This window comes from Streptomyces spinosisporus, assembly GCF_022698145.1.
Classification (GTDB): domain Bacteria; phylum Actinomycetota; class Actinomycetes; order Streptomycetales; family Streptomycetaceae; genus Streptomyces; species Streptomyces spinosisporus.
In genome coordinates, this window is the sequence record NZ_JALDAX010000010.1 from 35,929 (window position 1) to 55,612 (window position 19,684).

The 19,684-nt window shown below is 70.8% G+C and carries 22 protein-coding genes; 13 read left to right on the top strand and 9 right to left on the bottom strand.

What is annotated here, in order from left to right; all coding sequences use genetic code 11:
• Positions 1-134: 134 nt before the first annotated feature.
• Together MQN93_RS24900 and MQN93_RS24905 are read left to right on the top strand one after the other, a co-directional pair.
• On the top strand, positions 135-491 hold the full coding sequence (locus MQN93_RS24900; protein WP_242711510.1) for a DivIVA domain-containing protein: 357 nt from the start codon (positions 135-137) through the stop codon (positions 489-491).
• Entirely contained in the window at positions 488-1,069 is a 582-nt protein-coding gene (locus tag MQN93_RS24905; RefSeq protein WP_308404392.1) for a DNA-3-methyladenine glycosylase I, read from the top strand. The genes MQN93_RS24900 and MQN93_RS24905 overlap by 4 nt, the downstream gene beginning before the upstream one ends.
• Positions 1,070-1,084: 15 nt before the next feature.
• Here MQN93_RS24905 and chcB read toward each other — a convergent pair whose 3' ends face one another.
• Positions 1,085-1,888: a 2-cyclohexenylcarbonyl CoA isomerase gene (chcB, locus tag MQN93_RS24910; RefSeq protein WP_242711347.1), complete on the bottom strand. Its 804-nt coding sequence runs from the start codon at positions 1,886-1,888 to the stop codon at positions 1,085-1,087.
• Positions 1,889-2,271: 383 nt separating this feature from the next.
• Here chcB and MQN93_RS24915 point away from each other — a divergent pair, with 383 nt between their 5' ends.
• Positions 2,272-2,439, top strand: a complete 168-nt coding sequence (locus MQN93_RS24915) for a DUF3117 domain-containing protein (RefSeq protein WP_003966491.1) — start codon at positions 2,272-2,274, stop codon at positions 2,437-2,439.
• 96 nt (positions 2,440-2,535) lie between these two features.
• Here MQN93_RS24915 and MQN93_RS24920 read toward each other — a convergent pair whose 3' ends face one another.
• Entirely contained in the window at positions 2,536-3,168 is a 633-nt protein-coding gene (locus MQN93_RS24920; RefSeq protein ID WP_078516769.1) for an O-methyltransferase, read from the bottom strand.
• Between the two features lie 229 nt (positions 3,169-3,397).
• Between MQN93_RS24920 and sigE the strand changes: the two genes are divergently transcribed.
• The 5 genes from sigE (at position 3,398) to MQN93_RS24945 (ending at position 8,749) form a co-directional block, all read left to right on the top strand.
• Positions 3,398-4,177, top strand: coding sequence for an RNA polymerase sigma factor SigE (gene sigE / locus MQN93_RS24925; RefSeq protein ID WP_016437826.1), 780 nt, complete (start codon positions 3,398-3,400; stop codon positions 4,175-4,177).
• The gene (locus MQN93_RS24930; RefSeq protein WP_016437827.1) at positions 4,174-5,166 is read left to right on the top strand and encodes an anti-sigma factor; all 993 of its coding nucleotides are present in this window, start codon (positions 4,174-4,176) and stop codon (positions 5,164-5,166) included. Before sigE ends, MQN93_RS24930 begins: the two co-directional genes overlap by 4 nt.
• A 134-nt stretch (positions 5,167-5,300) precedes the next feature.
• Positions 5,301-7,142: a trypsin-like peptidase domain-containing protein gene (locus tag MQN93_RS24935; RefSeq protein ID WP_242711348.1), complete on the top strand. Its 1,842-nt coding sequence runs from the start codon at positions 5,301-5,303 to the stop codon at positions 7,140-7,142.
• 248 nt (positions 7,143-7,390) lie between these two features.
• Positions 7,391-7,825 (top strand): sec-independent translocase, encoded by a 435-nt coding sequence (locus tag MQN93_RS24940; protein WP_242711349.1) that lies wholly within the window; start codon positions 7,391-7,393, stop codon positions 7,823-7,825.
• Between the two features lie 252 nt (positions 7,826-8,077).
• Positions 8,078-8,749, top strand: coding sequence for a hypothetical protein (locus MQN93_RS24945; RefSeq protein WP_234024486.1), 672 nt, complete (start codon positions 8,078-8,080; stop codon positions 8,747-8,749).
• Between the two features lie 76 nt (positions 8,750-8,825).
• On the opposite strand, the gene MQN93_RS24950 is transcribed toward MQN93_RS24945, so the two are convergent.
• The 3 genes from MQN93_RS24950 to MQN93_RS24960 are packed head-to-tail and all read right to left on the bottom strand — an operon-like array spanning position 8,826 to position 11,875.
• Complete coding sequence (locus MQN93_RS24950; protein WP_016437831.1) at positions 8,826-9,959, bottom strand: Mrp/NBP35 family ATP-binding protein; 1,134 nt, start codon at positions 9,957-9,959, stop codon at positions 8,826-8,828.
• 43 nt (positions 9,960-10,002) lie between these two features.
• On the bottom strand, positions 10,003-10,596 hold the full coding sequence (locus MQN93_RS24955) for a DUF1003 domain-containing protein (RefSeq protein ID WP_016437832.1): 594 nt from the start codon (positions 10,594-10,596) through the stop codon (positions 10,003-10,005).
• Positions 10,586-11,875 carry a magnesium transporter MgtE N-terminal domain-containing protein gene (locus tag MQN93_RS24960; RefSeq protein WP_016437833.1) on the bottom strand — a complete coding sequence of 430 codons (1,290 nt, stop codon included), beginning with the start codon at positions 11,873-11,875 and terminating at the stop codon, positions 10,586-10,588. The genes MQN93_RS24955 and MQN93_RS24960 overlap by 11 nt, the downstream gene beginning before the upstream one ends.
• A gap of 216 nt (positions 11,876-12,091) precedes the next feature.
• Between MQN93_RS24960 and MQN93_RS24965 the strand changes: the two genes are divergently transcribed.
• Positions 12,092-12,829, top strand: a complete 738-nt coding sequence (locus tag MQN93_RS24965; RefSeq protein WP_242711350.1) for a hypothetical protein — start codon at positions 12,092-12,094, stop codon at positions 12,827-12,829.
• A 28-nt stretch (positions 12,830-12,857) separates the two neighbouring features.
• Here MQN93_RS24965 and MQN93_RS24970 read toward each other — a convergent pair whose 3' ends face one another.
• Both MQN93_RS24970 and MQN93_RS24975 read right to left on the bottom strand, forming a co-directional pair.
• On the bottom strand, positions 12,858-13,370 hold the full coding sequence (locus MQN93_RS24970) for a hypothetical protein (protein WP_242711351.1): 513 nt from the start codon (positions 13,368-13,370) through the stop codon (positions 12,858-12,860).
• Positions 13,371-13,393: 23 nt separating this feature from the next.
• Positions 13,394-14,512, bottom strand: a complete 1,119-nt coding sequence (locus MQN93_RS24975) for a magnesium and cobalt transport protein CorA (protein WP_242711352.1) — start codon at positions 14,510-14,512, stop codon at positions 13,394-13,396.
• A 455-nt stretch (positions 14,513-14,967) separates the two neighbouring features.
• Between MQN93_RS24975 and MQN93_RS24980 the strand changes: the two genes are divergently transcribed.
• The gene (locus MQN93_RS24980) at positions 14,968-15,552 is read left to right on the top strand and encodes a suppressor of fused domain protein (protein ID WP_016437837.1); all 585 of its coding nucleotides are present in this window, start codon (positions 14,968-14,970) and stop codon (positions 15,550-15,552) included.
• Between the two features lie 52 nt (positions 15,553-15,604).
• On the opposite strand, the gene MQN93_RS24985 is transcribed toward MQN93_RS24980, so the two are convergent.
• Positions 15,605-16,831, bottom strand: coding sequence for an MFS transporter (locus tag MQN93_RS24985; RefSeq protein WP_242711353.1), 1,227 nt, complete (start codon positions 16,829-16,831; stop codon positions 15,605-15,607).
• 148 nt (positions 16,832-16,979) lie between these two features.
• Between MQN93_RS24985 and MQN93_RS24990 the strand changes: the two genes are divergently transcribed.
• The 3 genes from MQN93_RS24990 (at position 16,980) to MQN93_RS25000 (ending at position 19,259) form a co-directional block, all read left to right on the top strand.
• On the top strand, positions 16,980-17,621 hold the full coding sequence (locus tag MQN93_RS24990) for a DUF6758 family protein (protein WP_016437839.1): 642 nt from the start codon (positions 16,980-16,982) through the stop codon (positions 17,619-17,621).
• Positions 17,622-17,740: 119 nt separating this feature from the next.
• Positions 17,741-18,598, top strand: coding sequence for a PHP domain-containing protein (locus tag MQN93_RS24995; RefSeq protein ID WP_242711354.1), 858 nt, complete (start codon positions 17,741-17,743; stop codon positions 18,596-18,598).
• Between the two features lie 55 nt (positions 18,599-18,653).
• Complete coding sequence (locus MQN93_RS25000) at positions 18,654-19,259, top strand: MarC family protein (protein WP_016437841.1); 606 nt, start codon at positions 18,654-18,656, stop codon at positions 19,257-19,259.
• 103 nt (positions 19,260-19,362) lie between these two features.
• Here the strand turns inward: MQN93_RS25000 and MQN93_RS25005 are convergent, their stop codons facing one another.
• Positions 19,363-19,515: a DUF8834 family protein gene (locus MQN93_RS25005; RefSeq protein ID WP_016437842.1), complete on the bottom strand. Its 153-nt coding sequence runs from the start codon at positions 19,513-19,515 to the stop codon at positions 19,363-19,365.
• Positions 19,516-19,684: the final 169 nt, after the last annotated feature.

The following is a 19,684-nucleotide window of genomic DNA, read 5'->3' on the forward strand; positions in this document are numbered from 1 at the left end:
GACCTCTCCTCGTACGTCCTGGGTGTCCCGGCCTTTCGGCCGCCTGCGACCCTAACTGTCGTAGCCGCATGGCACGATCGGACCCTGACACTTTCCGCTTACGAGCATCGAGCGTGGGGGCCACAGCGATGGTTATGTTCTTGTTCCTGGTCGTCGCACTCGCCGTCGTGGTCGCCGCGGTGACGCTCGCCGTGGTGGGCGGCGGCGAGGGCCGGGGCGCGCTGCCCGAGGTGGCCCCCGAGCGACTGCGGGACCCACTGCCGCCGGACCGCCCGGTGGGCCGGGCCGACGTCGACGCCCTGCGCTTCCCGCTGGCCGCCCGCGGCTACCGCATGGCGGACGTCGACGACGCCCTCAACCGCCTCGGCGCCGAACTGGACGAGCGTGACGCCCGCATCGCGGACCTGGAGTCGGCCCTGGCCGGCGCGCAGGCCGCCGCCCACCACGCCGCCATGGACAAGCCGCACCACGGCGAGGAGGGCCGGCAGTGAGCGACGGCACCGCGATCGCGGGCCCGGACGGCGGCCTGCGCTGCCCCTGGGCCCTGTCCACCGAGGACTATGTGGCGTACCACGACGAGGAGTGGGGCCGCCCGGTCCACGGCGACGACGCACTCTTCGAGCGACTGAGCCTGGAGGCCTTCCAGTCCGGCCTGTCCTGGATCACGATCCTGCGCCGCCGCCCCGGGTTCCGCGCGGCCTTCGCCGACTTCAGGATCGAGAAAGTCGCCGCCTTCACGGACGAGGACCGGGAGCGCCTGCTCCTCGACCCCGGCATCATCCGCAACCGCGCCAAGATCGACGCGACGCTGGCCAACGCGCGCGTGCTCGCCGAGTGGGCGCCGGGCGAGCTGGACGAGCTGATCTGGTCGCATGCGCCGGCGCCCGGCCGCCCGGCCCCGAAGGCACTCGGCGACGTCCCCGCGGTCACCCCGGAGTCGACGGCCCTGTCCAAGGCCCTGAAGAAGCGGGGCCTGCGCTTCGTGGGCCCGACCACGGCGTACGCACTGATGCAGGCGTGCGGCCTGGTCGACGACCATCTGGAAGCGTGCGTGGCACGTCGGTCCTGAGCGGTGCGGTGCGGGTCAGCGACCCAGGTACTTCGGCTTCTCCTTGTTCACGAAGGCCTGCACCGCGATCGCGTGGTCCTCGGACGACCCCGCCCGCGTCTGCAGCTCGTCCTCCTTGTCCAGCGTCTCGGACAGCGAGTGCGAGAGCCCGTGGGCGACGGACTCCTTGATCGCCGCGTAGGCGACCGTCGGCCCCTCGGCGAGCGCGCGCGCCACCTTCTCCGCCTCGGCGCGCAGCTCACCGGCCGGCACCAGACGACCGGCGATGCCCAGGTCGTACGCCTCCTGGGCGGTGATGCTCCGCGGGAAGAGCAGCAGGTCGGTGGCGCGCCCGGGGCCCACGACCCGCGGCAGCGTCCAGGAGATCCCCGAGTCCGCGGTCAGCGCCACACCCGCGAACGACGTGTTGAACGCGGCGGTGTCGGCCACCACCCGGTAGTCGGCGGCCAGCGCGAAGCCGAAGCCGGCGCCCGCCGCGACCCCGTTCACCCCGGCCACCACGGGCTTCGGCATCCCGGCGATCGCCCGCACGATGGGGTTGTAGTGCTCCTTGACCGTGCTCATCGTCTGCCCGGACCCCGACTCCCGGTCCTGCATCAGCAGCCCGATGTGCTCCTTGAGGTCCTGACCGACACAGAACGCGCGGTCACCGGCGGCGGTCAGCAGCACCGCCCGTACGGCATCGTCCCCGGCCGCGGAGCCGACCGCCTCCCGCAGGGCGACCTTCGTCGCCACGTTCAGCGCGTTCATCGCCTCGGGGCGGTTCAGCGTGATCGTCGCGAGTCCGTCGCTCACCTCGTAGAGCACGGTGTCGGCCATGGTGTGTCCCCTCCGCTGTCGCGGTTCAGGCGTACCGGCCGGTACGCCCCTGTCCGTAGGACAGCATGGCGGAGATCACCGTCGGCGGACCGGAGCGGACGTGTGACCTGCGTCAAAGAATTCCCGGCGGTTTCCGGCCGACGGACGTCGGGGCGGTGGCGCAGTATCGCAGTCACATCGCCGAATTGAGTGGTTTTGCTCGCGCGCGTTGCCCAAGCGATGCCGACTGATGTTGGTCATCGGGTCCTGAGATGCGGGATAATGGCTTGGAAGCAATGTGTTCGATGCCGGTGTCGCGTGTCCCAGTCCCACGCTGTGGCCCGCGCGTGCCCTCCCGGGCCGTCGGCTTTGACGATGAGCTGGTTTCAGGAAGGGGAACGAGCATGGCGGCCATGAAGCCGCGGACGGGCGATGGCCCGCTCGAGGTGACCAAGGAGGGGCGGGGCATCGTCATGCGCGTTCCGCTCGAAGGCGGCGGTCGGCTCGTCGTCGAGCTGACCCCTGACGAGGCCGACGCGCTCGGCGACGCCCTCAAGAAGGTCGTCGGCTGACGCGGAAGCGACCATACCCTTTCAGCTGCCCCGGCACCCAAGCGGTGCCGGGGCAGCTGTTTGCCGTCCCTGCACCGGTTCCGCGCGGGCTCCTTCTCAGCGTTTGACCGCGCACAGCAGGCCGTCGCCCACCGGCAGCAGCGAGGGCACCAGCTCCTGGCTCTCGCGGACCGCGCGCAGCAGCTCCCGCTGCCGCAGGACCTCCGTCGGCTGGGGTCCCGAGCCCACCGTGCGGCCGTTGGCGAAGACCCCTTCGAAGACGACAAGGCCCCCCGGGCGCAACAGGCGCAACGATTCAGCGAGGTACTCCATGACCTCCTGCCGGTCGCCGTCGCAGAAGACGAGGTCGTAGCCGGCGTCCGCGAGCCGGGGCAGGACGTCCAGGGCGCGGCCGGGGATGAAACGGGCACGGTTGCTGGCGAATCCGCAGGCGCGGAAGGCCTGGCGGGCGAACTGCTGGTGCTCGGGCTCGGGGTCCACGGTGGTCAGCACGCCGTCCGGGCGCATGCCGTGCAGCAGATGGATACCGGAGACGCCGGTGCCGGTGCCGATCTCGGCCACCGCCTTGGCGTCCACCGACGCCGCCAGCAACCGCAGCGCGGAGCCCGTGCCGGACGACACCGAGCGCAGCCCTGCCTCACGCGCCCGCTCGCGGGCCCACAGCAGCACTTCGTCCTCGGCGACGTAGGCGTCGGCGAACGCCCAGCTCGTCTGCCGGTTGCCGGTAATGACCCTCTCCTGTCCCCGTGTATGCCTCGGCGTGACTGTATCCGTTGGGCCCGGGAACCCGCAGATGGGACCGGGCGTTTAGAGGGGTGGAGACGACAGCGGGGGGACACGGTTGGATCACGATGAGGGGCAGGTTCCCGAGCAACTGCAGACGCAGGGGTCCGAGGGGTATCAGCCCAGATCAAATTCTCGTAAAACCGCTTATCCGGTCCTAACGGGCGAGGTGGCTATGGTAGGGGCTCCACTGGACACCACCAGAGTTGATAGGGGAGGTGCGGCCGCGCCCAACGGGGATCGGGGAGGAGCGCTCAGGCGCTTCCTCGGATCGGCGGGCAGGCCGAAATCCGTGAACGACACCGCTGCTGACCACAGCCACGCCGCTGACCAGGCCCAGACCGCGACTTTCTCCACCGACGCGGACGGGCAGGCGTGGACTCCGCCCACCTGGGAGGAGATCGTCAGCACCCACAGCGGCCGTGTGTACCGCCTGGCCTATCGCCTGACCGGTAACCAGCACGACGCGGAGGACCTCACCCAGGAGGTCTTCGTCCGAGTCTTCCGCTCCCTGTCGACCTATACGCCGGGCACCTTCGAGGGCTGGCTGCACCGCATCACCACCAACCTCTTCCTCGACATGGTCCGCCGCAAGCAGCGCATCCGCTTCGACGCGCTGGGCGAGGACGCCGCCGAGCGGCTGCCCAGCCGCGAGCCGTCACCGCAGCAGGTCTTCAACGACGCGCACTTCGACGCGGACGTCCAGCAGGCCCTCGACACCCTCGCGCCCGAGTTCCGCGCCGCGGTCGTCCTGTGCGACATCGAAGGACTGTCGTACGAGGAGATCGCCGCGACCCTCGGCGTCAAGCTCGGCACGGTCCGCTCCCGGATCCACCGCGGCCGTTCGCAGCTGCGCAAGGCCCTGGCGCACCGTGCGCCGCAGACCCGGACGACCGAGCGCCGCTCCCTCGCGGCCCGTGTGCCCGCTCTGGGGGGAGGGGGCGCGACCGCGTGAGTGGATCACGACCCACCCCCGCCGAGAGGCGGCTGGCCGAGCAGCACCTGGGAGACCGACTCTCCGCCCTGGTGGACGGAGAGCTCGGTCATGAGACGCGCGAGCGGGTCCTCGCCCACCTGGCCACCTGCGCCAAGTGCAAGGCGGAGGCCGACGCGCAGCGACAGCTGAAGAACGTGTTCGCGGAAGCGGCCCCGCCGCCGCCCTCCGAGAGCTTCCTGGCGCGGCTGCAGGGGCTCCCCGCAGGAGGTGACCCGGACGGCGGTGGCTCGCCGTTCGGCGGGGGAGGCCTGCCCGGCGGACTCTCCGGACGGCCTGCCCTCACCGGAGTCTTCGGCGTGAAGCGCGACGAGCCCTTCGAGTTCGGCTACGTCCCCGCCTCGTCCGCGCACGCGCCGGTCCTTCCGCCGTCCGCGGACCGCGGCTTCCGTATCCATGACGTCAGCCGCCACGAGTCCGAGCGGTCGGCCTCGCGCGGGATGCGGTTCGCGTTCGCCGCCGCCGGTGCGGTCTCGCTCGCCGCGATCGCGCTGGGCGGTGTCACGGCCGGCACGGCCACCGACACCGCGGACGCCCGCGGCGGTGCGGGCGCGGGCAGCAATGTGACGCCCGCGCGTACGCAGGGGACGGGCGCCGCGACGGCCCCCGACTCCCAGCGTCGCCGTGGCGTGGGCCCCCTGCTCGCACAGGGTCAGCAGCAGCTGGGTGACGCCCCGGTCGCCCCGACCGAGGTGTCCGCGCCGCTGCTCCCGGGAGTGCCGAGCCCGGCCGCCGCGGGGCAGGCCCGCCGGCAGAGCGTGCCCACGCTGACCACCCCCGTGATGGCGGGCGCCGCAGCGATGTCCCCGCTGATACGTCCGCTCGACGCCACCCCTCCGCTCACCCTGACCTCCTGGTCCACAGCTCCCGAGGCCCCGTCCGCGGGCCTGCTCGCCGCGCCCGTCCCCGACTCGACCGCCGCATCCTCCTCACCCGGCACCTCCCGCTGACCGGCCTCTGCGCCACGGCCCGTGAACCTGGTTGAATCCAGGGTGGGACCGCGCCCACGGCAGCACGCCGTGCGCGGAGTCGACAACTGAGGCCATCGCCGACGTGCCGTGCCGTGGCCAGCTGTGGGGAGCGCATGAACGAGGGGAAGCCCACAAAGCCGAAGTGGTGGAACCGTCCACGCCGGCCGGGCTCTTTGGGGGACGGGGACTATGAGCTGGAGCGGCCGGTGAGCGCCGGTGAGCGGGACTCCGGTGAGCCCGGCTCCGGTGAGTCCGCCCCCGACGGTGACTCCGGCGGTGACTTCGAACTGCGCAGCCCGCACGAGGTCGCCGCTCCGGAGGTCTCCCCGGTGCCGGACCGGTCGGACCGCTCGGACCAGCCGGGCCGGCCGGGCCCGGACGGCGGCGAGGGCGACTTCGTGCTGGACAGCCCCGCGCCGCAGCCCGCCGCGGAGCGCCCCAAGCCCCTGCACGACCCCGACCCCTACAGCACCCCGCCGTACGGCGAGCCCGGCCCCTGGGCGCCCGCTCCACCCGTACAGCACCCGGCGACCACACCGGCCGCCGGCACCGCGATACCGACACCACCACCGGCCCCGGCCCCGGCGCCGCCGCAGGCGCACGCCATGCCGACACCGGCCCCGCAAGCCCCGGCCCCGCACGGCTCGGCTCCGCAAGCCCCGGCCCCGCACAGCCCGGTCCCGCAAGCCCCCGCCCCGCACGTAGCCCCGCCCCCGGCCCCAGCAGCCGTGGCCCCCGGGCCCACCGCACCCCCCACCCCCTGGCAGAACTACGACCCCTGGTCCTCCACCCCCCTCCAGCAGAACGGCGCCGCGGTCGAGAGCAAGGACAAGCGGCGACGGCGCGTGCGGCGGGCCCTCGTCGGGGGAGCGGTGGCGCTGGCGCTGGTGTCCGGTGGGGTCGGCGGGGTCATCGGCGCGCAGCTCGAGCGCAACGGAGGCATAGGGGCCGTAGAGCTTCCGCAGGCCGGGAAGGAGCCGGCGGGGCGGGCTCCGGACAGCGTCGCCGGGATCGCCGCGCGGGCCCTGCCCAGCGTGGTGACGCTGCATGTCACGGGCGCCGAGGAGTCCGGCACCGGCACGGGCTTCGTGCTCGACCCCCAGGGCCACATCCTCACCAACAACCATGTCGTCGAACCGGCCGCCGACTCCACCGGCCAGATATCGGTGACCTTCAACAGCGGCGACACGGCCAAGGCCACCGTCGTCGGCCGGGACAGCGGCTACGACCTCGCCGTGGTCAAGGTCGGCCATGTCCGCGGACTCAAGCCGATGCCCCTCGGCAACTCCGACAACGTCCAGGTCGGCGACCCCGTCGTCGCCATCGGCGCACCCTTCGACCTGGAGGGCACCGTCACCTCCGGCATCATCAGCGCCAAGGAACGGCCCATCACGGCGGGCGGCGACAGCGCCGACGGCAGCGACGTGTCGTACGTCGACGCCCTGCAGACCGATGCGCCGATCAACCCCGGCAACTCCGGCGGCCCCCTGCTCGACAGCGCGGCCCGGGTCATCGGCATCAACTCCGCCATCCGGTCCGCCGACGAGGGTCCGGACTCCGGCAGCGGCCAGGCCGGCTCCATCGGGCTCGGCTTCGCCATCCCGGTCAACCAGGCCAAGCGCGTCGCCGAGGAACTCATCAACACCGGCAAGGCGACCCACCCGGTCATCGGCGTCACCCTCGACATGAACTACACGGGCGACGGCGCCCGCGTCGGCACGAAGGCCGAGGGCGGCGGCCCCGCCGTCACCGCGGGCGGTCCGGGCGAGAAGGCCGGCCTCAAGGCGGGCGACGTCATCACCGCGGTGGACGGCCAGCGCGTGCACTCCGGCGAGGAACTGATCGTCAAGACCCGGGCCCACCGCCCCGGCGACCATCTGGAGCTGACCGTCCGGCGCGACGGCAAGGAACGGCGCATCTCACTGGTGCTCGGCTCCTCGGACGGCGACCGATGACCGCGGAGGGCGGCCCATGACCGTGGACGCACATCACAAAAAGTCACAGTGCGGACGTCCTGTCGCGGCCCCACCTGGGCTCCCACAAGGCAAACATCCCCCAAAACCGCCCACGCGACCGCACTCGGAACGCCCGGGACAGTACCGGTCGTACGGGGTGGCCGGGTACCGTGGATCCGGCCCGGACCACGGAAGACCCGCACAGACCACCGAGGGCCGAGGACCGAGGGACTCGCGAGGAGCTTCAGGTGTTCAATGACATAGGACCGCTCGAGCTGGTGACGCTCGTTGTCCTTGCCGTGCTCGTCTTCGGTCCGGACAAGCTCCCGAAGGTCATCCAGGACGTCACGCGGACCATCCGCAAGATCCGGGACTTCTCGGAGAGCGCCAAGGACGACATCCGGCAGGAACTGGGCCCGGAGTTCAAGGACTTCGAGTTCGAGGACCTCAACCCCAAGACGTTCATCCGCAAGCAGTTGGACAACGACGACCTGGGGCTCAAGGAGATCCGCAACGGCTTCGACCTGAAGAAGGAGATGGCCGAGGTCACGGACGCGGTGCACGGCCGCGAGACCGAGACGCCGTCCTCCTCGTCCGGCTCGTCGTCCTCCGGCGGCCGCGTCGACATGACCAAGAAGCCCGAGGAAGACGACCGCCCGCCCTTCGACGCGGACGCCACCTGAGCGCACACCACCCGGGTCGTGCGTCCGCCCTGCCCACGTGCGCCGGACGTGATGCGTTTCATACTCCGGGACGCCTTTGCACGGCTTGATCCCGCCCCTCGGTGCGACCCACGCGCCGGGCGATTTCCCTGCGCTCCGGAGTGGGGTGGCTATGCTGCCGAGTTGTTGTGCGGGCCGCATGCGAAAAAGTAACGCCGCCCGATGGGGGGCGGGCCGCTGCGGTCCGACGAGAACGAGGAGGCGTCCGGGCACATGGAGACGACGAGTCAGGCAGTCGCGCAGGCGCCGGGCACAGAGGGCGGCGGACCGCTCCCCTCGACCCGGCGCACGGTCGACGGCTACCTGCTGGCGCCCTTCCCGTGGTACGGCCTCGACGAGGCCTTCACGGGGCCGCGCTGGCTAATGCAGGTCGGGACGGCGGCCGACGGAGCCGTCGAGCACGGTTCCCTCGGACACGGCGACGAGCCCTCCGTGAAGAACGAGTATGCGGTCGGCTCGGGCGACGAGCCGCGGGAGAAGTTCGCGGTCGTGGTGACCGTCGCCGCGAGCCCCGTGCGGCGCAGCGCCGACGGCACGGGGCTGCTGGAGGCCACGTCGGTCTCCTCGGCGGCCTGGCTGGCCGGTGTGGGGCTGCTGTCCTTCACCTGGCCCGGACAGATGGACCACTCCCTGCGCGACGACTGGCTGGAGCAGCAGACGGAGACCGCGTGGGCGCTGGCGGACGATCTGACGGGCCCCGAGTGGTCGACGCTCTCCCTGCCGGTGGACGGCGTTCCCACGCCCTTCCACTACCGGGAGTCCGAGTTCGGGTGGGTGCTCGCCGGGTCCACCTCCGAGGGGGTCCATGTGGGGGCGTACGGCAGAGGCATGAGCGCGTACGGACTCGGCTTCGCCATGATCAAGGAGATCAAGGCGTACGCGTAGACGGATCAAGGCGTACGCATGACTGCATACGTATGACGAAGGGGCGCCGCACGGATGCGGCGCCCCTTCGCTGTGGTCAGAACTTGTTCTTCGGCGTGATCCCCAGGGACAGGCCCGACAGGCCGCGCTGCCGTCCGCCGAGCTTGCCCGCGATGCCCCGCAGGGCGGCGCCCGCCGGGGAGTCCGGGTCGCTGAGCACGACCGGCTTGCCCTCGTCGCCGCCCTCGCGCAGGCGGACGTCGATCGGGATGGCGCCGAGGACGGGGACCGTGGCACCTGTCGTACGGGTCAGGCCGTCCGCCACCGTCTGGCCGCCGCCGGTGCCGAAGACGTCGACCATCTCGCCGCAGTGCGGGCAGGGCAGGCCGGACATGTTCTCGACGACGCCGACGATCTTCTGGTGGGTCTGCACGGCGATGGAGCCGGCCCGCTCGGCGACCTCGGCCGCCGCCTGCTGCGGGGTGGTGACGACCAGGATCTCGGCGTTCGGGACCAGCTGGGCGACCGAGATGGCGATGTCGCCGGTGCCGGGCGGCAGGTCGAGGAGCAGGACGTCCAGGTCGCCCCAGTAGACGTCCGCCAGGAACTGCTGCAGGGCGCGGTGGAGCATCGGGCCGCGCCAGACCACCGGGGCGTTGCCCGGGGTGAACATGCCGATGGAGATGACCTTCACGCCGTTGGCCGAAGGCGGCATGATCATGTTCTCGACCTGGGTGGGACGGCCGTCGGCGCCCAGCATGCGCGGCACGGAGTGGCCGTAGATGTCGGCGTCGACGACACCGACCTTCAGTCCGTCGGCCGCCATGGCCGCCGCCAGGTTCACCGTCACCGAGGACTTGCCGACGCCGCCCTTGCCGGACGCGACCGCGTAGACCCGGGTCAGCGAGCCGGGCTTGGCGAAGGGCACCTCCCGCTCGGTCTGGCCGCCGCGCAGCGCGGTCGCCAGCTCCTTGCGCTGCTCGTCGCTCATCACGTCGAGGGTGACGTCGACGCGGGAGACGCCCTCGACCGCCGAGACCGCGTCCGTCACGCGCTGCGTGATCGTCTCGCGCATCGGGCAGCCGGAGACCGTCAGGTACACGGTGACCGCGACCGTCCCGTCCGCGCCGATGTCCACCGACTTGACCATCCCCAGCTCGGTGATGGGTCGGTTGATCTCGGGGTCGTTCACCGTCGCCAGTGCCTCGCGCACCGCGTCTTCGCTAGCCATAGGGTCGATGGTACGGCGCCGCGCGGCGAGCCCGGGATGCCCGTCACCGGTCGTCTACGTCACGTCCGTGGGACCGTTCTGCCGGGAATACGACATGCCCGTGATGACCGTCCTGCCGCTCCTCCAGCTCCTTGACGAGGTCCTGCAGCTCCGAGCGGATCCAGTCACGGGTGGCGACCTCGCCCAGGCCGATGCGCAGGGCGGCGATCTCGCGGGTCAGATACTCGGTGTCGGCGATGGAGCGCTCGTTCTGCTTGCGGTCCTGTTCGAGGTTGACCCGGTCGCGGTCGTCCTGCCGGTTCTGCGCGAGCAGGATCAGCGGGGCCGCGTAGGAGGCCTGCAGCGACAGCATCAGGGTCAGGAAGATGAACGGGTAGTTGTCGAAGCGCAGGACGCTCGGCGCGAAGACGTTCCACACCACCCACAGCACGATGACGACCGTCATCCAGACGATGAACCGCCCCGTGCCGAGGAAGCGCGCGATGCGCTCCGAGAGCCGCCCGAAGGCCTCCGGGTCCCACTCGGGGATGAGTCGGCGGCGTGGCGCCCGCGGCTGGTCGAGCCGGGCCCGCGGGCGCGAGGCGGCCGTCGCCCCCGCGGGCGTGCGCTCACGCGTGCCCTCCCGCTCAGGCGTCATGGGCACCCACCCCCTCGCCCTCCTCCAGATGGAACTCCGTCTCCCGCCAGTCGTCGGGCAGCATGTGGTCCAGTACGTCGTCCACGGTCACCGCGCCGAGCAGCGCCCCGGCCTCGTCGACCACGGGCGCCGCCACCATGTCGTAGGCCGCGAAGAACCCGGCGACGACGGGCAGCGCGGAATCGGGGGCCAGGGTCTGCAGATCGTCGTCGATGATCGAGCTGACCAGGGTGTACGGCGGATCGCGCAGCAGCCGCTGGAAGTGGACGGTGCCGAGGTACTTGCCGGTCGGCGTCTCGTCCGGCGGGCGGCAGACGTAGACCTGGGCGGCGAGTGCGGGGGAGAGGTCGCGGTTGCGGACCCGGGCGAGCGCGTCGGCGACCGTGGCGTCCGGCCGCAGCACGATCGGCTCGGTCGTCATCAGACCGCCCGCCGTGTGCTCCTCGTACGCCATCAGACGCCGCATGTCGGCCGCGTCGGAGGGCTGCATCAGGCTCAGCAGCCGCTCCTTGTCCTCCTCGGGGAGTTCGGCGAGCAGGTCGGCCGCGTCGTCGGGGTCCATGGCCTCCAGGACGTCGGCGGCGCGCTCCTCCTTCAGCTTGCCGAGGATCTCGATCTGGTCGTCCTCGGGCAGCTCTTCGAGCACGTCGGCCAGCCGGTCGTCGTCGAGCGCGGCGGCGACCTCGGCCCGGCGCTTGGCCGACAGATGGTGCAGCACGTTGGCGAGGTCGGCGGGGCGCAGCTGCTCGAAGGTGGCGAGCAGGTTCTCGGCGCCCTGTCCGTGCTCCTCCAGGGAGAAGCCGGTGACGGCCGACCACTCGACGGTCAGCTGCTCGCCCTTGGCGCGCCGGAAGGCGCCGCTGCGCCTGCCCTTGCGGACGAAGACACGGTCGACCTCCCAGTCCCGGCGGGCCGGCAGCTGCTGCACCGACAGGTCGAGGACGGTGACCTCCTCGCCGGTGTCGGTGAGCGTGACCCGGCGGTCCAGCAGCTCGCCGAAGACCAGGCGTTCGGTGGGGCGTTGCTCGAAGCGGCGGACGTTGAGCACACCGGTCGCGATGACCTGGCCCGACTCGATGCTGGTGACCCGGGTCATCTGCAGGAAGATGCGGCGCCGTGTGGGCAGTTCGACGACCAGCCCGAGCACACGCGGAGGCCGCCGGCCGACGCGCAGCATGACGACCAGATCGCGCACGCGGCCCACCTGATCACCGTTCGGATCGAAGACGGCGACACCGGCGAGGTGCGAGACGAAGATCCGGGGGGCGCCCGCTGCCATGGCTGCGCCTCCTTTCCTTGCGGGGTGTTTCGCAGTGCTTGTCGACGGGTGTGGTGCTTTTTTCGAATTGCCCGCTCGGATGGGCTTCAGGCTAGCTCGTACCGATCGGGTCCGCCCTGACAGGGGGTCCGGACGGACTGCTTCCGCCGGGCCCTCGTACCCCCGGTACGCTGCCGTACGCCGCTTACCTCCCACGACGGAAAGGCAGCCCCTTCTGTGACTGCGATTGCCCAGGGCCCCATCCGCCGGCCCGCGCTGCTGGGAGCGATGTGCGCACTGGTCGTGACGGGGCTGCTGGCAGGCTGCAGTGAGGACCCGGACGCGGGCACGAACGGCGTCGGCAAGCTGCCGGCCGACAAGATCCAGTCGAAGACCCGGGCGGCCGCCGAGTCCGCCGACTCCGTACGTCTCGCCGGGAACGTGGTCACCAACGGGCACACGTACAAGCTCGACATGCGGCTGAAGTCGGAGGGCGCGAGCGGCTCGGTCACCTCGGACGGGGTGGCCTTCGGGTTGCTGCGGATCGGCGAGCAGCTGTATCTGAAGGCGGACGCGAGCTTCTGGAACCACGCGGACGGCGACGACGACAAGACGTCCGTGAGCAAGCTCGATGGCAAGTACGTGAAGGTGCCGCAGCGCGATCCCGCGTACAAGAAGTTCAGCGGTTTCACGGACATGGACGTCCTCCTCGACGGTCTGCTCAGCCTGCACGGCCCGCTCGCCACGGACGGCCATCACGAGCAGTCGGGCACCCGCACCATCCGCATCACCGGCGACAAGGGCTCCGGCGGCACCCTCGACGTCTCGCTGGAGGGCAAGCCGTACCCCCTCCGGCTGGAGCGGGCGGGCGGCGCCGGAACGATCGCCTTCTCGGCCTGGGGCGAGGACTTCGCCCTGAACGAGCCGAAGAAGAACGAGACGGTGGACTACGGCAAGCAGCTGCCGACGTCCTGACACCGCCCGGCTCCTCACACCGCCCGGTTCAGCGGCGTCGCCTCTTCTTCAGCAGCAGCCGGTGCAGCGCCGCGGGCATGGGCCGGCGTGTCGTGGCCGGTGTCGGCAGCGGCGCCTCGGCCAGACTGCCGTCGGGCAACGGCGTCGTCGTCCCGGTCGGCTCCAGGCGCAGCACCCGGCACTCACGCGCCCAACGCCCGGTCATGGCCTCGCCGTCGGGGGCGTTGAGCCGCTTGCCCTTCAGCTCGGCCACCGCGGCCGCCCACTCCTCCGACTCCGGTGCCAGCTCGACCACCTTGGCCTGCCAGGCCACCAGCCGGCCGCCCTTGTCCTTGCTGCGGACCGTCACCTCGGCCGAGCCCCCGTCGGTCAGCCCCGGCAGCGGCTGCTCGTCCGGGCCGTCGCCGACCACGCAGGCGGCGCCCTCGTGCCACACATGCCACAGCGCACGCGCCGGGACGCCGGGACCGGCCACCCAGACGAGGCCGGACTTCTTGGTGGCCTCCTCGACGAGGGCCTGGTCGAGCAGCTCGCTTGTCATGGGCTCAGCCTATCCAGGCACCCTCATAGCCAGCCGTTGCGCTTGAGCGTGCGGTGGATGCCCAGACAGATGCAGACCGTGATGCTCATGATCACCGGGTAGCCGTACTTCGCGTGCAGCTCCGGCATGTACTTGAAGTTCATGCCGTAGACCCCGCACACCATCGTCGGTACGGCGATGATCGCGGCCCAGGACGTGATCTTCCGCATGTCCTCGTTCTGCGCCACGGACGCCTGCGCGAGGTTGGCCTGGAGGATCGAGTTGAGCAGCTCGTCGAAGCCGACGACCTGCTCCTGCACGCGGGCGAGGTGGTCGGCGACGTCCCGGAAGTACTTCTGGATGTCGGGGTCGATCAGCCGCATCGGCCGCTCGCTCAGCAGCTGCATGGGGCGCAGCAGCGGCGAGACGGCCCGCTTGAACTCCAGCACCTCGCGCTTGAGCTGGTAGATGCGCGCCGAGTCCACACCGCGCGAGACACCACCGCGGCGGCCCGGCGAGAACACCTCGGTCTCGACGTCGTCGATGTCGTCCTGCACGGCGTCGGCGACCGCCACATAGCCGTCCACGACATGGTCGGCGATCGAGTGCAGCACCGCCGAGGGGCCCTTGGCGAGCAGCTCGGGGTCGTCCTGCAGCCGGTGCCGCAGGGCGCGCAGCGAGCCCTGGCCGCCGTGCCGGACGGTGATGAAGAAGTCCCGTCCGGTGAAGCACATGACCTCGCCGGTCTCGACGACCTCGCTGTTGGCGGTCAGCCGGTCGTGCTCGACGTAGTGGATGGTCTTGAAGACGGTGAAGAGGGTGTCGTCGTAGCGCTCCAGCTTGGGCCGCTGGTGGGCCTGGACGGCGTCCTCCACGGCCAGCGGGTGCAGCCCGAACTCGGCGGCGATACCGGAGAATTCGGCCTCCGTCGGCTCGTGCAGACCGATCCACACGAAGCCCCCGTCGCGGCGCACCAGGCGCATCGCCTCGTGCGGGGTCAGGGGCCTGCCGCTGTCGACGCGGGCGCCGTCGCGGTAGACGGCGCAGTCGACGACGGCGGAGGGCGTCGAGGGGTCGCGAGTCGTGTCGTACGGCCCGGTCTCCTTGCGCAGGGAGATGCGGGACGGCCGGACCGCGGCGCGGAGGTCACGGATCATCGACATGGCTGGCTCCTTCGTGTCAGGCGACGAAAGGCGCCTACGACGGCTGGAACTGCCCGGAATGGGGACGTCCTGCTTCAGGTGTTTGGCACGTCCACAAAGCGGGGAGCACCGCACCGTCGCGGTGGCGTACTTCGCTGCTGAGTCAGATCAGACAGATCAGGCAAAAGGAAACGAAGTGCTCTTCCGCAGGAAGACATGAGCGTGAAAGGCGGCGGTCAGCCAGAGCCGGATCAGCTGTATCAGCGGCAGGAAGAGCGAGTGGTACTGCACGGGTGACTTCGATCCATGACAGCCCCACCTCCTCCGGCCGGTCCCTCGTAAGGGAGTCTCTACGGCGTCGGGACCCGATCGCGACGCTTCAGCGTGCTGCCCCGAACGACCCGGGCAAGACTATCAGCCGACCAAAGTGTCAAGGCGCCGCTTTGCCCGGTACTGACGAGTTCTATGCTCGCCGCATGGTTGATGTTCTTCCTCTGGTCGAGGCCAGGTTGCGCACCGCGCTGGGTGAACCGGACGCCCGCGCGGCGGTCACGTTCCTCGGCGCGGACCGTGTCGAGGTGCTCCGGTTCCACGAGGACGACATCGTCCGCTACGCCACGCTCGGCATGTCCGCGCAGCCGATGAGCGACCCCACGGCGATGCTCGCCGATCCGGTCGAGGGCCCGCGGGCCGAGCTGATCCTCTCGGTGCGCGGCGGTCTCGCCGACACCGACAAGGCGCTGCGCCCGCTCGCCGTGCTCGCCGCGTCCCCGCAGGTGGAGGGCGTGGTCGTGGCGCCGGGCGCATCTCTCGACGTCGGTGAGCCGCTGTGGCCCGGCGCGCCGTTCAGCTCCGTCCTGGTCGCCGAGGCCGGCGGCCTGGTCGAGGACCTCGACCTGGACGAGCCGCTCGACCCGGTCCGCTTCCTGCCCCTGCTCCCGATGACCCCGAACGAGGCCGCCTGGAAGCGGGTGCACGGCGCCCAGGCCCTCCAGGAGCGCTGGCTGACCCACGGGACGGACCTCAGGGATCCGGCCCGCACATCCGTCCCGCTGGACTGACCGACGAGTGAGCAAGCTCACCAACGGGCGTCCGAAAAGCGTCAGTTGGCCGTCAGCCGGCAAAAACGGCGACGCTGTCCTCGGCCGAGTGCCGCGGCTCCAGCTCCTCGGCCTCGTGCGTGAGTGACCTGCGGCGTACGAGCACGACGGCGGCGCCCAGCACAGCGGTGACCGCCGCGACCACGAACGGGACGTGGATGTCGGTCCACTCCTCGATCCTCGGCGCGAAGAACGGCGCCGCCGCGGCGGCGAACCAGCGCACGAAGTTGTAGCCGGCGCTCGCCACGGGCCGCGGCGCGTCCGAGACGCCGAGGGCGAGTTCCGTGTACACGGTGTTGTTCACGCCGATGAAGGCGCCGGACAGGATCGTGCAGACGACGGCGGTGGTGTGGTCGCCGTAGCCGAGCACGAGGACGTCGGCGGCCAGCAGTACGAGTGAGCCGCCGAGCACCTTCAGCGAACCGAGGCGCTCCTGCAGACGCGGGGCCACCAGTACGGAGAAGATGGCGAGCAGCACGCCCCAGCCGAAGAACACGGCGCCCGACCTGTACGGGGTCATGTTCAGCACGAACGGCGTGAAGGCCAGCACGGTGAAGAACGTGTAGTTGTAGAAGAACGCGGAGGCCGCCGCGGAGGCGAGACCGCCGTGACCGAGCGCCCTGAGGGGGTCGAGCAGCGAGGTCCTGCGGGCCGGCTTCGGCTGCTCCTTCAAAAACGCCGTGATGCACAGGAAGCCGACCGCCATCAGGAACGCGGTGCCGAAGAAGGGGTAGCGCCAGCTCTGGTTGCCGAGGAGGGCGCCCAGCAGCGGGCCGCACGCCATGCCGAGGCCGAGCGCGGACTCGTAGAGCAGGATCGCGGCGGCGCTGCCGCCCGCCGCAGCGCCGACGATGACCGCGAGCGCCGTGGAGACGAAGAGGGCGTTGCCCAGGCCCCACCCGGCCCGGAATCCGACGAGTTCGGCGACCGAGCCCGAGGTGCCCGCGAGTCCGGCGAAGACGACCACGAAGGCGAGCCCGAGCAGCAGGGTCCTGCGGCCGCCGATGCGGCTGGAGACGAAGCCGGTGACCAGCATGGCCACGGCGGTGATCAGGAAGTACGAGGTGAAGAGCAGCGAGACCTGGCCGGCCGTGGCGTCCAGGCCCTTGGCGATGGACGGCAGGATCGGGTCGACGAGTCCGATGCCCATGAAGGCCACGACGGACGCGCCGGCCGTGGCCCACACGGCCTTCGGCTGCCGCAGGATGCCGGCCGCTCCCGCGTCGAAGGGGTCGTCCATGCTTGCTCAGCTCCGTTCGTAATAGTTGGTGTATGCACATAGTAAGTTAGCGATGCTAATTAATGCAAATTACATCTAACTCATCGGGTTCCGTCCGACGGGTGATCGTCCTTGACGTGGGGGAGCCGGGGTAGGACCGTGGGGGCCTATGAGGGGCGAACCCAGTTGCCCGAAGTGTGGTGGCCGGGTCAGGGCTCCCGGACTCTTCGCCGATTCCTGGCAGTGCGATGTGCACGGCACCGTGCATCCGCTGCAGCCCGTGATCCCGCCCAGCGTCGAGGCCCTCAGCGTGGTGGTGCATCGCACGCAGGTACCGGTGTGGATGCCGTGGCCCCTGCCGGTCGGCTGGTTGTTCACCGGAGTGGCCTGCGCGGGCGACGACCGCCACGGCGGCCGGGCGACCGCGGTGGCCTGCTCGGGGCCGGGACCGCTCGGCGGCATAGGAGAGCTGATCCTGGTCGCGGAGGAACTCGGCGTCGGGCTCGGCGCGCGGTACGCGGGCATCGACGGTCCGGACCCGGGGCCGTACATGAACGTCGAGAAGCCGCCCCAGGCCAAGGTGTTGGCGGGTGGGCGGCCCACCCCGCTCTGGCATGTCTCCGGCAGTCCCGACGACCGGGCCGTCTTCGCGGGTGAGGCGCGGGGGTTGTGGCTGTGGGCGGTCGTGTGGCCCGAGCAGTCGGGGCTGTTGATGTACGACGAGCTGGTGCTGACGGATCTGCGGGATGCGGGGGCCGAGGTCGATCTCGTGCCCTGTGGGGCGTTGTCGCCGCGGTTGCTGGAGCCCTAGGGCTGAAGGTCGGCTGTGGGTAGGGGGTGCTTGGGCTGTGCGGGTGTGACAGGGGTGCCGGAACGTCTGGTTATCCTTGAGCGTCCTCATCCGTTCCGTCGTCGCCTGGAGTTCGCGTAGTGCGTATCGATCTGCACGCCCACTCCACCGCGTCCGACGGTACGGACACGCCCGCCGAGCTGGTGCGCAATGCCGCCGCTGCCGGGCTGGACGTCGTCGCGCTGACCGATCACGACACCACCCGTGGATACGCCGAGGCGATCGCCGCGCTGCCCGAGGGGCTCACGCTCGTCACTGGCGCCGAGCTGTCGTGCCGTATCGACGGCGTCTCCCTGCACATGCTCGCCTACCTCTTCGACCCCGAGGAGCCGGCGCTGCTCGCCGAGCGCGAGCTGGTGCGCGACGACCGGGTGCCGCGGGCCCAGGGCATGGTCGCCAAGCTGAACGCACTGGGCGTGCCGGTCACCTGGGAGCAGGTGCGGCGGATCGCCGGGGAGGGTTCCGTCGGGCGTCCGCACGTCGCGACCGCGCTCGTCGAGCTCGGCGTCGTGGCGAGCGTGAGCGACGCCTTCACCCAGGACTGGCTGGCCGACGGCGGCCGGGCCTACGTCGAGAAGCACGAGACGGACCCCTTCGAGGCGATCCGGCTGGTCAAGGCCGCGGGCGGGGTCACCGTGTTCGCGCACCCGGCCGCCGCCAAGCGAGGCCGTACGGTTCCGGAGTCCGCGATCGCCGAGATGGCCGCCGCAGGGCTCGACGGCATCGAGGTCGACCACATGGACCACGACGAGGACACCCGGGCGCGGCTGCGCGGGCTCGCGAAGGAACTGGGGCTGCTCGCGACCGGGTCCAGCGACTACCACGGCAGCCGCAAGACGTGCCTGCTCGGCGAGAACGTCACGGACCCCGAGGTGTACGGGGAGATCACACGGCGGGCGACGGGCGCCTTCCCGGTGCCGGGGACCGGCGGGGCCTGAGCCCTCGCCCCGGCCCTTTCACGTCCGTCCTCCTCCGCAAGGCCTGTAGCTCACCATGTTCGACCTCGCCGTCTTCGGCTCTCTCTTCCTGACCCTTTTCGTCATCATGGATCCCCCTGGGATCACCCCGATCTTCCTCGCGCTGACCGCCGGACGCCCCGGCAAGGTGCAGCGGCGGATGGCCTTCCAGGCCGTCTGCGTCGCCGGCGGCGTGATCACCGTCTTCGGGCTGCTCGGGCATCAGATCCTCGACTATCTGCATGTCTCCGTGCCCGCCCTGATGATCGCGGGCGGACTGCTGCTCCTGCTCATCGCGCTCGACCTGCTGACCGGCAAGAACGACGAGCCGAAGCAGACCAAGGACGTCAATGTGGCGCTCGTGCCGCTGGGCATGCCGCTGCTGGCCGGGCCGGGCGCGATCGTCTCCGTGATCCTCGCCGTGCAGAAGGCCGGCAGTTTCGCCGCCCAGGCGTCGGTGTGGGCGGCGATCCTGGCCATCCATGTGGTGCTGTGGCTGGTGATGCGGTACTCGCTGCTGATCATCCGGATCATCAAGGACGGCGGCGTGGTCCTGGTGACACGGCTCGCGGGCATGATGCTCTCGGCGATCGCCGTGCAGCAGATCATCAACGGCGTGACGCAGGTGATCAAGGGCGCCTAGGGGGAGCGGGAGCCGGTCGTGTCGCGCGTCCGAAACGCAGAGCCCCCGCGCGGCGTACGTGCCGTGCGGGGGCTCTGAAGGCTGTGCGGGTGATCCGCGTCGGTTATGCGGCCGAGTCCTCGGCCGGCCGGATCCAGAGTCGCTGTCCGATGGCGGCGGCCTGCTGGACGATCCGGTTGACGGAGGCGGCGTCCACGACGGTGCTGTCCACGGTCGTGCCGTTGACCTCGTCGAGTCGCATGATTTCGAAGCGCATGCCTCTCCCTTCGTCGCGCTGTGTATCTGACGTAGTCAACGGTCTGCGCGTTACAAACATTCCCTACGCTAAATAAATTTTTCGAACGACTAACTACTGACCGGTAAAGCACATTCACGAGACTGACCGGGACCGGTTGTGTTCGCAGCGTGACCGCCGGGACAATGGA

What these genes read in the sequence shown, in the direction of transcription:
- MQN93_RS24900 (WP_242711510.1), top strand. Translation starts at nt 135, where the DNA reads ATGTTCTTGTTCCTGGTCGTCGCACTCGCCGTCGTGGTCGCCGCGGTG.
- chcB (WP_242711347.1), bottom strand. Translation starts at nt 1,888, where the DNA reads ATGGCCGACACCGTGCTCTACGAGGTGAGCGACGGACTCGCGACGATC.
- MQN93_RS24915 (WP_003966491.1), top strand. Translation starts at nt 2,272, where the DNA reads ATGGCGGCCATGAAGCCGCGGACGGGCGATGGCCCGCTCGAGGTGACC.
- sigE (WP_016437826.1), top strand. Translation starts at nt 3,398, where the DNA reads ATGGTAGGGGCTCCACTGGACACCACCAGAGTTGATAGGGGAGGTGCG.
- MQN93_RS24935 (WP_242711348.1), top strand. Translation starts at nt 5,301, where the DNA reads ATGAACGAGGGGAAGCCCACAAAGCCGAAGTGGTGGAACCGTCCACGC.
- MQN93_RS24945 (WP_234024486.1), top strand. Translation starts at nt 8,078, where the DNA reads ATGGAGACGACGAGTCAGGCAGTCGCGCAGGCGCCGGGCACAGAGGGC.
- MQN93_RS24950 (WP_016437831.1), bottom strand. Translation starts at nt 9,959, where the DNA reads ATGGCTAGCGAAGACGCGGTGCGCGAGGCACTGGCGACGGTGAACGAC.
- MQN93_RS24955 (WP_016437832.1), bottom strand. Translation starts at nt 10,596, where the DNA reads ATGACGCCTGAGCGGGAGGGCACGCGTGAGCGCACGCCCGCGGGGGCG.
- MQN93_RS24960 (WP_016437833.1), bottom strand. Translation starts at nt 11,875, where the DNA reads ATGGCAGCGGGCGCCCCCCGGATCTTCGTCTCGCACCTCGCCGGTGTC.
- MQN93_RS24970 (WP_242711351.1), bottom strand. Translation starts at nt 13,370, where the DNA reads ATGACAAGCGAGCTGCTCGACCAGGCCCTCGTCGAGGAGGCCACCAAG.
- MQN93_RS24975 (WP_242711352.1), bottom strand. Translation starts at nt 14,512, where the DNA reads ATGTCGATGATCCGTGACCTCCGCGCCGCGGTCCGGCCGTCCCGCATC.
- MQN93_RS24980 (WP_016437837.1), top strand. Translation starts at nt 14,968, where the DNA reads ATGGTTGATGTTCTTCCTCTGGTCGAGGCCAGGTTGCGCACCGCGCTG.
- MQN93_RS24985 (WP_242711353.1), bottom strand. Translation starts at nt 16,831, where the DNA reads ATGGACGACCCCTTCGACGCGGGAGCGGCCGGCATCCTGCGGCAGCCG.
- MQN93_RS24990 (WP_016437839.1), top strand. Translation starts at nt 16,980, where the DNA reads ATGAGGGGCGAACCCAGTTGCCCGAAGTGTGGTGGCCGGGTCAGGGCT.
- MQN93_RS25000 (WP_016437841.1), top strand. Translation starts at nt 18,654, where the DNA reads ATGTTCGACCTCGCCGTCTTCGGCTCTCTCTTCCTGACCCTTTTCGTC.
- MQN93_RS25005 (WP_016437842.1), bottom strand. Translation starts at nt 19,515, where the DNA reads ATGCGCTTCGAAATCATGCGACTCGACGAGGTCAACGGCACGACCGTG.